Origin of the sequence: Galbibacter kalidii (assembly GCF_026241135.1) — a bacterium.
Lineage (GTDB): Bacteria > Bacteroidota > Bacteroidia > Flavobacteriales > Flavobacteriaceae > Galbibacter.
The window spans coordinates 219,426-230,663 of the sequence record NZ_JAPFGA010000002.1; the positions used below are offsets into that span (position 1 = coordinate 219,426).

At 38.7% G+C, this 11,238-nt stretch carries 6 protein-coding genes; 3 read left to right on the forward strand and 3 right to left on the reverse strand.

The features are described from left to right. Window positions 1-353: 353 nt before the first annotated feature. From OOZ15_RS03185 to OOZ15_RS03195, 3 genes are all read right to left on the reverse strand, one after another. On the reverse strand, window positions 354-3,233 hold the full coding sequence (locus OOZ15_RS03185) for an ATP-binding protein (RefSeq protein ID WP_265954268.1): 2,880 nt from the start codon (window positions 3,231-3,233) through the stop codon (window positions 354-356). A 192-nt stretch (window positions 3,234-3,425) separates the two neighbouring features. Continuing rightward, entirely contained in the window at window positions 3,426-4,442 is a 1,017-nt protein-coding gene (locus tag OOZ15_RS03190) for an LLM class flavin-dependent oxidoreductase (protein ID WP_265954269.1), read from the reverse strand. 196 nt (window positions 4,443-4,638) lie between these two features. Then, window positions 4,639-5,247: a superoxide dismutase gene (locus OOZ15_RS03195; protein ID WP_265954270.1), complete on the reverse strand. Its 609-nt coding sequence runs from the start codon at window positions 5,245-5,247 to the stop codon at window positions 4,639-4,641. Between the two features lie 110 nt (window positions 5,248-5,357). On the opposite strand from OOZ15_RS03195, the gene OOZ15_RS03200 reads away from it, so the two are divergent. The 3 genes from OOZ15_RS03200 to OOZ15_RS03210 all read left to right on the forward strand — a co-directional run bounded on the left by OOZ15_RS03200 (window position 5,358) and on the right by OOZ15_RS03210 (window position 11,176). Further along, window positions 5,358-8,480, forward strand: a complete 3,123-nt coding sequence (locus OOZ15_RS03200; RefSeq protein ID WP_265954271.1) for a UvrD-helicase domain-containing protein — start codon at window positions 5,358-5,360, stop codon at window positions 8,478-8,480. Between the two features lie 39 nt (window positions 8,481-8,519). Next, window positions 8,520-9,713, forward strand: a complete 1,194-nt coding sequence (gene kbl, locus OOZ15_RS03205; protein WP_265954272.1) for a glycine C-acetyltransferase — start codon at window positions 8,520-8,522, stop codon at window positions 9,711-9,713. Between the two features lie 110 nt (window positions 9,714-9,823). Further along, the gene (locus OOZ15_RS03210) at window positions 9,824-11,176 is read left to right on the forward strand and encodes an OmpA family protein (protein WP_265954273.1); all 1,353 of its coding nucleotides are present in this window, start codon (window positions 9,824-9,826) and stop codon (window positions 11,174-11,176) included. Window positions 11,177-11,238 lie beyond the last annotated feature (62 nt).

Consider the following 11,238-nt stretch of genomic DNA (forward strand, 5'->3'; position numbering starts at 1 on the left):
AAATTTTCAGCTAGAGGGGTAGTCTTTGTTTTGGATGAGGTTTCCTGAATGTCATATTCACAAACAAGAGCACTTCTTACTATCAGGTCTCGTTGTTTGAACGAAGTAGGGTTATGAGGTCGGTTCATTGTTATCACTATTAGGTTTGACCTACAATTTTTATTTGAAGTCTCTTCCCTGTATAGAATTCAAGGCAAAGAATAACAGCAAATAACAAACTAATAGGCACTGGCTTGGTTTAATATTGATGTCTAAAAGTAGTATGTTATAGAAATGAAACCTGTAAGTATTGTAACAAAGCCTATGATATATGTAACACGCCTGTAAACCCAGTGTTTATCGAATGTAGAAGACTAATTATTATTCTTTGCGAATTCTGTTGGAGTGCAATTGTACAGTTCTTTGAAACATTTTGTAAAATAGGAAGGGTCATTAAATCCAACTGTGTACCCAATTTGAGAAATATTACAGTCAGATTCTGATTTCTTTAATATCCCTGCTGCCAATTTTAACCGTTGGGAACGAATAAGCTCCGATGCCGATAAGCCTGTTAATGCCTTAAGTTTACGGTGAAGCTGCATACGACTCATACCAAGAGTTTTTCCAAACTCTTCTACGGTAAACGAAGGCTCAGTTAATTTCTCATCCAGTATTTTTTGCATTTTTCCTATAAACTTCTGGTCCAAAGTGGTCACGGTAATGTTCTTGGGTTTCAAGACCACCTCATCGCTATAGTGCTCCCTTAGTTTGTTTCTCAACTCCATGAGCTTGTTCACTTTCGAAACCAGTATTTTATTATTGAAAGGTTTTGTTATATATGCATCAGCTCCGGTTTCTATCCCTGTGAGCTCGTTTTCGTCTCCGGTTTTTGCAGTAAGAAGTATAATAGGGATATGACTCGTCCTTTCATCGTTTTTTAAAATTTGGGCAAGTTCAATACCGTTTTTTTTCGGCATCACTACATCAGAAATTATTATATCCGGTATCTGTTTTAAGGCAAGTGCAATACCTTCTTCCCCATTTTTGGCTAATAATATATGATATGTCCTTTCAAAAATATTATAAAGCAGCGATTGTATATCAAGATTGTCTTCTACAATAAGCAAAATAGGCAAGTCGTTTACATTGTTTTCCAGTGTTACAGGAGAGGTTTTTTCTTTTTTTATCTCTTCTTTATTATTGTATATTTTTAAATAAACAGGAATAGTCACCGAAAAAGTCGTCCATTTATTAGGAATGCTTTCAACATTGATATGCCCTTTGTGAAGCTGAACGAGTTCTTTTACCAAAGATAATCCGATTCCGGCTCCGTGCTGACTTTCATCTTCCTGATAAAAACGGGTAAATATTTTCTTTAGGCTTTTATCAGACAACCCCTTACCTGTATTCTTTATCTTCATAAATAAGTTTTGCTGTTCAACATAAGCATTGAAGATCACCGTTCCTTGTTCCGGAGTATATTTTATGGCATTAGACAGCAAATTCACTACAATTTTTTCAATAGCATCTTCGTCAAACCAAACATCATCCAGTAAATTGTTGATGTTTCTATGATAGTTAATGCTTTTCTTCTCGGTTTCATACGTAAAAGAATCTGCCAATATGCCAATAAATGTCAAAATATTTCCTTTTTCAGCCTTTAGCTTTAGGTTCCCCGCTTCAATTTTAGACAAATCCAACAGTTGATCAACCAGTTGTAAAAGCCTTTTGTTGTTCCTTAAGACCATTTTTAGATCGGTTCGTTCTTTTTCATCAAGGTCTTCTCGTTCCAAACGTTTTTGAATTGGACTGGAAATCAAAGTCAAGGGCGTGCGAAACTCATGTGAAATATTAGCAAAAAAGTTGGCTTTTAAAACATTTAATTCTTTTAACTTCTGATGTGTTTTTCTTTTATTCTGATAAAGAAAATAGAGCCCTAGCGAAATAAAGCCCAAAATGGTAAAACCTGCTATAAAAAGGTTTCTTTCGTTGGCCTTTTGATGATCTATCAGCTCATTTTCTGCCTTTAATAAATTAATCTGCTGCACTTTTTGCTGTGTCCTGTATTTCTGTTCGAGTTCTAAGAAATTTTCCCCATTTCTCTTTTCCAGTTGAATGGTTTCAAGGCTGTCCAACTCTTGTTGTTTATTTAAAGCTAGTTTATAATCATTGATCAGTTCCAGATAGCTTACCGTTGTTTTAAGGAGTTTGGCTTTAAAATTCAAGGTGTCAAGGCTATTGGGGGAAACGGTAGCATAATTCAAATACTGCTCGGCCTCTGCCGGTTTTTTTTCTTTGATATATAATCTGGCCAAAGCGAGGTTAGCATTAGCCAGCGAAATGCTATCCTTGGTTTTGTGGTGAAAATCGATTGCTGTTTTCAACTTTTCTTCGGCTGCTCTCCATTCTCCAACTTCAATATCCACCCCAGCCAACTTTGATAAAGCATGCATTTGATTCAAAGTATCTTTTCTCCTTACACTTTCATTATAAAGGGATTCAAAATAACGGAATGCCTCCTCATATGATTTTTCTTCTAAAGCAATTTCACCCAAAAGTTGGTTAAATTGAGTCACTCCGGGAGCATAATGGGTTTTTTCGGATACTTCGAGTGCTCTTTTAAAATATTCAATAGCTATTTCCGTATTCTTATAGGAATTGAGATAAATGTTTCCTATTTTTTCATAGGAATTGGCAAGAACGGGACTTAAAATTTTTTCTGCATTATACAGTGAATCAACCTTAATGAGCAATTCCAGTATTTTTCTTTGATCGGTTTCTATGGTTGAAAGGCCAAAATAAGCGTTCCCTATACCTTCAGAATAGTAAATTTCTTTCGACTCTGAAAGCACTTCTTCATATAAGGATTTCGCCTTGCTGAAATTCCTCTGGAAATACTGATGGTTGGCAAGCCATAGTTTACTATCAACCATTTCATAGGGTAAATTCAGCTCAACTGCAGCATTGTGGGCTATTTCATAATGTGACTCCGATAAACCCATTTCATGGGCAGTAAAGAAATAATACCCGGCATCCTGATGATAAAAATAGGTTGACTTTGGGAAAGTATTTCTTTTGGTAATGGTGTACAGGCTATCTAAATGTTTTTTAGCCGAATCCCTGTTGTTGTGTACAGAATCTTTAAATGCGATATGATTTCTATAGGTAGCAAGCGAATCATCTAAGGCTGGGTTTTGAGTAAAGCCATACATCGGAATAAGTATGATCAAAATAAGCTTTATAGATTTAAGCATGGTTTCACAATTAAATAATCAATTCCCTTAGCTCATTTCGACGTAGAGCCCACCTGAACAAAACAGACAGATATCAGAAAATATGCCAAACGGCAGTCAGGTTAAACCCATTCTATGAGATTTAAATTTAATAAATTAATATGATATCATGATTACTGTGAGATTTATACCATAAGAGCTTAACCCCGATTTTTATTCTGAAAAAGCTTCGCTTAATATTTTATAGGAACGCTTCCGCGCTTCATGGTCGTAGATATGGGAAACCACTATGATTTCCTGAACGTCGGTCCTGTTGGCAAACGCGCTAAGTTCCCGTTTGATGGTTTCTTTGGAACCGACAAAGGTAAAGTACATCATGTTTTTGATCATAGCTTCCTGTTCTTGGTTCCACACCCCTTCCATCGAGTCGACAGGTGGTGGTAACGGACGCCTCACATTGGTGATGATTCCCATGGCGAATTGATACAAGCTTGTCGCCAAACGTTTTGCTTCTTCATCAGTTTCTGCAGCAATCACATTAACACAAGCCATGGCATAGGGTTTTTCCAATTGTGCCGATGGCTGAAAACCTTCTTTGTACAATTCCAACGCCCTGAACAAATGTGCCGGTGCAAAATGACTCGCAAAAGCATAGGGAAGTCCTTTTTTGGCCGCCAACTGTGCACTAAACGTACTCGAACCCAACAAATAAAGCGGAATATCCAATCCTTCCCCGGGAATGGCACGAACACGGCTATCGATATTTTCTGCGGATAAATACTGTTGCAATTCGTCAATATCGTTTGGAAAATCCTGAACACTTTCCTGTTTGCCGCGACGAAGTGCTTGTGCAGTCAATTGGTCAGTTCCCGGGGCTCTTCCCAAACCCAAATCTATCCTGTTGGGATATAAAGTGGCTAAGGTACCAAACTGTTCGGCTACAATCAGCGGGGCATGATTGGGCAACATAATTCCTCCCGAACCCACACGTATTCTTGAAGTCCCTTGAGCCACATGACTCAGCAAAACCACCGTAGCCGAACTCACAATACTCTCCATATTATGATGTTCTGATATCCAAAAACGCTCATACCCAAATTTTTCTGTGTGTTGAGCAAGATCCAAACTATTTTGCATGGATTGTAGATGGGAATTTCCTTGAGTAACCGGCACGAGGTCTAAGACCGAAAATTTAATGTCTTGAAGTATTTTTTTATTTGAAACTGCCATTCTTTTTCTTTTCTACTGAATTGATAGTCTGCTAAAAATATGCCTTTAGTGAGTCATCATCACAATTACTTCCTTACACTGCATCTAATTTTGATTTCTCAAACAAACCCATAAAAAAACAGCCGCCCAAGGCGACTGTCTTTCAATAACGTTATAACCTATAAAATAATAACCGTTATTTATTTTAATGAATTTTTTATTTATTCGCTGCATAAAGTTCAGCAACCTTATCCCAATTGATCACATTGAAAAATGCTGAAATATAATCAGGACGTCTGTTTTGATAGTTGAGATAGTATGCGTGCTCCCATACGTCCAATCCTAAAATCGGTGTTCCTTCACAACCGGTCCCCGGCATAACAGGATTGTCCTGATTTGGTGTAGAGCAAATTTCTACTTTTCCTCCTTTGTGAACACACAACCATCCCCATCCGGAACCGAAGCGTGTTGCTGCTGCTGCAGAAAAAGCCTCCTTGAACTTCTCAAAAGAACCAAAAGCTGCATCGATAGCCGCTGCCAATTCCCCTGAAGGTTGTCCTCCTCCGTCGGGAGACATTACTTCCCAAAAAAGTCTGTGGTTGTAAAAACCTCCACCGTTGTTTCTCACAGCACCATTACTCATATCCAAGTTTGAAAGGATATCCTCAATAGATTTTCCTTCAAGTGCTGTACCTTCAATGGCAGCATTCAATTTTGTTGTATATCCTTGATGGTGTTTTGTATGATGTATTTCCATGGTACGCGCATCAATATGAGGTTCTAATGCATCATATGCGTACGGTAATTTTGGTAAATCAAAAGCCATTTTTTAATTATTTTTTTGGTTATTAATTTCAGTTTCCCAAATTTAAGGAAAACGCAGTAATTATTTGCTAATTATTTAATAGAGTTTGCCTATTTTGCAATAAAGTTTCTATGTTGAACCCTGCACCTTTTCAAATATTCAATGCTTCTGCCGGATCGGGAAAGACCTATACCTTGGTCAAAAGATATTTGAGCATCTTGCTAGCGTCTAGCCATCCGGATACTTTTAAGCAGGTGCTCGCCATTACTTTTACCAACAAGGCCGTTAACGAAATGAAAGAACGGGTAATCGGGAGGCTGAACGATTTTTCTCAAAGCCAAATCCTCGATCAACCCACACAACTTTTTTCTGATATTGCTAAGCAGCTCAACATCCCGCATACCGAATTGCACCACAGAGCCAAGAAAGTACTTGCTAGAATCCTGCACAACTATGCTTTTTTTGATATTGTTACCATAGACAAATTCAATCATCGGTTGTTGCGCACTTTTGCATTTGATCTAAAACTCCCAACCAATTTTGAAGTGTCTCTTGACGAAGAAATCCTGATCGATGAGGCGGTGGATAATCTTATCTACCAAGCAGGCGACAACAAACTGCTCACAGAAACCCTGATCAACTTTGCCCTTGAAAAAACAGACGACGACAAAAGTTGGGACATCGCCCGTGACCTCAAGGAAATTGCCAAACTGCTGTCTAAGGAAGATTATATCGAGCATATAAAATCCCTATCGGATAAAAAACCGGAAGATTTTAAGGCTTTGGGGAAATCACTGAAAAAACTCACCTCAGCACAAGAAAAAGAACTGGTGGGCATCGCAACACATTCCCTCGAATTGATCACCGAAAACGGGTTGGATTATAGTGATTTCAGTAGAAAATCATTGCCTAACTTCCTACAAAAGATCGTTTCCAAAGATTTTGATGTCAAATTCACCTACAGTTGGCAACAAAAGATAGAAACAGATCCACTTTACAACAAAAGTACACCTGAAAATGTGACTTCGGTTATTGATAAGCTTCAACCACAACTGGCAAGTGATTTCCTTCAGATCAAAAAAGGGGTGGGGCGACGGGATTTCCTTCAGGATTTTTATAAAAATTTAGTACCGCTTTCATTGTTGAATTCCATCAACAGCGAACTTCAAAAAATAAAAAAAGAACGCAATCTTTTACTTATTTCTGAATTTAACCGGCATATTTCATCAGCTATAGCCAATCAGCCGGCTCCTTTTATTTATGAAAGGATAGGTGAAAAATACAGACATTATTTTATCGATGAGTTTCAAGACACATCGACCATGCAATGGGAAAATATACAACCTTTGGTTTCCAATGCACTTGAAACACAAAATCAAGCCGGAAAAACAGGGAGCCTTTTGATTGTAGGTGATGCCAAACAGGCTATCTACCGCTGGCGAGGCGGAAAAGTGGAGCAGTTCATCGGTTTGTATAACGAGGGTAATCCGTTTCAAGTCGAAAAAAAGGTGACTTCGCTTCCCAAAAACTTCCGAAGTTTTGATGAAATCGTCAATTTTAACAACCGGTTTTTTAATTATACTTCAACCTATCTGAACAATACCACATACCGCGATCTCTTTGAAAAAAATAGCCATCAGGAAACCAACGACAAACCCGGCGGATATATCGATTTCACTTTTGTGGATGAAAATTCAAAAGAAGAGGCTGATCTTGCTTATTGCGAACGCACTTTTTCGATTGTCGAAGAAGTGATTCAAAACGGATTTGAATATCAGGATATTTGTGTGCTCACTAGAACAAAAAATCAAGGTTCAACCATAGCCGATTATCTATCGGAACAGGGCATTCCCATTATTTCTTCGGAATCCTTATTACTGAAAAACGATAAGAAAGTAGATTTCATTATCCAATTAATTTCCTATTTCAATCAACCCGATGACCTCAATTGTCAATTCAATATGCTGCGTTTTCTGTCGGAGCGGAAACAAATAGAAGATCAACATCACTATTTCCAAACTCATCTTCAGCAATTCTCAAAGGTTTTTGATGAAGAAGGCTTCGATATCAATACCTTTTTGCAACTTCCATTTTACAATGCTGTAGAATATGCCATCAACGCTTTCGGCTTGGCTGAAGGTCCAGAAGCCTATTTGCAGTTCTTTTTAGACGAAATCTTAAATTTCACTCAAAACCACGACGGGAGTTTAAACAGTTTTTTGGGGTATTGGGAACAGAAAAAAGAAAAATTAAGTATTGTCGCTCCTGCCATGTCGGATGCAGTCAAGATCATGACCATCCACAAATCCAAAGGTTTGGAGTTTCCCGTGCTTATTTACCCATATGCAAACACTGATATCTACAGGGAAAAGAATTTCAACCTCTGGTTTCCGGTCAACAAAGAAGATTTTGGGCTGGAATATGCCCTTTTGAGTAAAAAAAGTGTTGTTGAGAACTTTAATGAAACAGGAAAAGCACTGATTGAAGAATACGACCAAAAAATGGAGTTGGATCAATTCAATCTTTTGTATGTGGCTTTGACCAGAGCTGTAGAACAACTTTATCTGGTTTGCAAAAAAGATATCAATGCCAAAGGAGTGGAAAACACCAAAACCTTTGCCGGGTTTTTTATCAATTATTTAAAAGCACAAAATTTGTGGCAGGATGGGGAACTCCACTACAAAATAGGAAACCCGAAACGACAATCGATTCAGGAAAAAGAAAACACCTATACGTCAGAGGATATCCCGTTTATCACCAATACTTCCTTCGGAAATTCGTTTACACTCATCACAAAAGCCGGGTCACTTTGGGACACCAAACAACAAAAAGCGATAGAAAAAGGAAATATTTACCACCATTTGTTGTCCAAAATATACCATAAACGCGATTTGGAGCCTACAGTTACGGAGGCGGTCGAGAACGGACTTATTTCAGAAGAAGAAAAACCGGAAATAGCCGAATTTTTGTTGAAACTCATCAATCACCCCGATCTTTCCGATTATTTTACGGAAAGCCACACAATATACAATGAACGGGAGATTATTACCAAAGAAGGTATTTCCCTAAGACCGGACAGGTTCATGGTGAAAAATGGATCCGCCGCCCTTATCGATTATAAAACAGGGGCATTTATTGAAAAATATCGGATGCAGCTCGATCAATATGCGGGGGCACTTCATCAAATAGGATATCAGGTTACTGAAAAGCTCTTGGTTTTTATAAATGATGATATTGAAGTGAAAAAGATATAGTTCGGAAATTCGTTTATAACTTTGCAAAAAACAAAACAGATGTACGGAAAAATAAAAGATCATTTACAACAGGAACTGCAAGACATCAAAGATGCCGGGCTCTACAAAAAAGAACGTATCATCACTTCGCAACAGGGAGCTGAGATCAAGATAAGTACAGGAGAAACTGTCATTAATTTTTGCGCAAACAATTATTTGGGGCTGTCGTCACATCCTGAAGTGATTCAAGCCGCAAAAGATACCATGGACTCTCATGGCTTCGGAATGTCTTCTGTACGCTTTATTTGCGGAACGCAAGACATCCACAAAGAATTGGAAGAAAAGATCGCTGATTTCTACGAAACTGAAGACACTATCTTATATGCCGCTGCTTTTGACGCCAACGGAGGTGTTTTTGAACCTTTATTGACCAAGGAAGACGCTATTATATCCGATTCGCTTAACCACGCTTCTATTATAGATGGTGTTCGTTTGTGTAAAGCCAAACGCTACCGCTATCAGAATAATGACATGGCAGATCTTGAAAAACAATTGCAACAAGCCAATGAAGACGGCGCCCGATTTAAGATTATCGTAACAGACGGTGTGTTCTCTATGGACGGTTTGGTAGCCCCACTTGACAAAATTTGTGATTTGGCCGACAAGTACGACGCTTTGGTCATGATAGACGAATGTCACGCTGCCGGGTTTATCGGAGCCTCCGGTAGAGGAACCCTAGAAGAGAAAAACGTGATGGGACGCATAGATATCATCACAGGAACCCTTGGTAAAGCCCTAGGAGGTGCCATGGGAGGTTATACTACCGGAAAAAAGGAAATTATCGAAATTTTACGACAGCGCTCTCGTCCATATTTGTTCTCCAATTCGCTGGCTCCTAATATTGTTGGAGCTTCTATTAAGGTTTTCGATATGCTTTCAAACAGTACAGCCTTACGGGATAAACTGGAAGAAAACACCAATTATTTCAAAGAAGGAATGAAAAAAGCCGGTTTTGATATTGTAGATGGCGACTCTGCTATAGTGCCTGTAATGCTCTATGATGCTAAGCTTTCACAGACTATGGCCGACGAATTACTGGAAAAAGGCATCTATGTTATAGGATTTTTCTATCCGGTAGTTCCTAAAGAAAAAGCAAGGATCAGAGTGCAATTATCGGCTGCACACACTAAGGAACATCTTGACAAAGCCATTGAAGCCTTTACTGAAGTAGGGAAGAAATTAGGCGTAGTTTAGATGACATATATTTTCATTTTAACTAAAAAATTATATATTTGTTTTTGTTAATAAGTTGTAACAACTTACATTTGTCTTTAAATTAACACTTAAAATTAAATAAATTGAACATGAAACATCTTAGCAAATTACTAGTTGCTTCTCTCCTATTCGTAGGAATTGGCAGCATGAATGCTCAAGACCAAAACAATCCTTGGCAAATAAGTTTTGGTGTAAATGCGGTTGACGCATATCCTACCAGCGCTGATAGACCTTTTGCCTCGGAGACTTTGTTTGACGAGTATTTCAACGCAAGTGATCACTGGAACATCCTTCCATCTATTTCTTATGTATCAGTATCTAAATACGTAGGTAGTGGATTCTCTGTTGGTGCTCGTGGTACACTTAACAAAATTGAAAGTCTTGGTGATATGGACGTAGACGACCTATCATACTACGGATTGGACGGTACTATTAAATACAACTTCCTTCAAGGAACTGTAATCGATCCTTTCGTAGAAATAGGTGGTGGTTATACTTGGTTGGACGAAATTGGTGCTGGTACTGCTAACGGAGCAATCGGTGCTAACGTTTGGTTCACTGATAACCTTGGTCTAACACTACAAACCGGATACAAGCACGTATTTGAGGACTATAACACTCCTCACTTCCAGCACTTAATGGGTCTTTCTATCAGATTTGGTGGAACTGACACTGATGGTGACGGAATTTATGACAAAGACGATGCTTGTCCAGAAGTACCTGGTCTTGCAGAATTCAACGGTTGTCCTGATTCTGACGGTGACGGTATCGCTGATAAAGATGATGCTTGTCCTAACGAAGCTGGTCCTGCTGAATTCAACGGATGTCCAGACTCTGACGGTGACGGTGTAGCTGATCCTGACGATGCTTGTCCTGAAACTGCAGGTCTTAAAGAATTGAACGGATGTCCTGATGCTGACGGTGACGGTATCGCTGACGGAGATGATGCTTGTCCTAACGAAGCTGGTCCTGCTGCAACTAACGGTTGTCCTGACAAAGACGGTGACGGTGTAATCGACTCTGAAGATGAGTGTCCAGATACTCCTGGTACTGTAGCTAACAATGGTTGTCCTGAAGTAACTGAGCAAGCACAAGCTGAATTGAATGAGTACGCTAAAACTATCTTGTTCGACACAGGAAAAACAACTATCAAGTCTGATTCTCAAGCTGTATTGACTGACATCATCGGAATCCTTAACAAGTATCCTAACGCTAAATTTACAGTTGAAGGGCACACAGATAGCACTGGTAGTGAATCACTAAACCAAAGATTATCTGAAGGTAGAGCCGCTGCTGTAAAAGACTACTTGATTGATCACGGTGTTGATCAGTTCAGATTGTCTTCTGCCGGATACGGTGAAAGCAGACCTATCGCTTCTAACTCAACTAGAGACGGTAGAGCTCAAAACAGAAGAGTTGAAATTAACTTAGCTAAAGACTAATTAGCCTTAGTTGATTCAAATTATATAAAGAAAACGCTCCGAAAATTCGGAGCGTTTTTTAT

What these genes read in the sequence shown, in the direction of transcription:
- OOZ15_RS03200 (WP_265954271.1), top strand. Translation starts at nt 5,358, where the DNA reads ATGTTGAACCCTGCACCTTTTCAAATATTCAATGCTTCTGCCGGATCG.
- OOZ15_RS03185 (WP_265954268.1), bottom strand. Translation starts at nt 3,233, where the DNA reads ATGCTTAAATCTATAAAGCTTATTTTGATCATACTTATTCCGATGTAT.
- kbl (WP_265954272.1), top strand. Translation starts at nt 8,520, where the DNA reads ATGTACGGAAAAATAAAAGATCATTTACAACAGGAACTGCAAGACATC.
- OOZ15_RS03210 (WP_265954273.1), top strand. Translation starts at nt 9,824, where the DNA reads ATGAAACATCTTAGCAAATTACTAGTTGCTTCTCTCCTATTCGTAGGA.
- OOZ15_RS03190 (WP_265954269.1), bottom strand. Translation starts at nt 4,442, where the DNA reads ATGGCAGTTTCAAATAAAAAAATACTTCAAGACATTAAATTTTCGGTC.
- OOZ15_RS03195 (WP_265954270.1), bottom strand. Translation starts at nt 5,247, where the DNA reads ATGGCTTTTGATTTACCAAAATTACCGTACGCATATGATGCATTAGAA.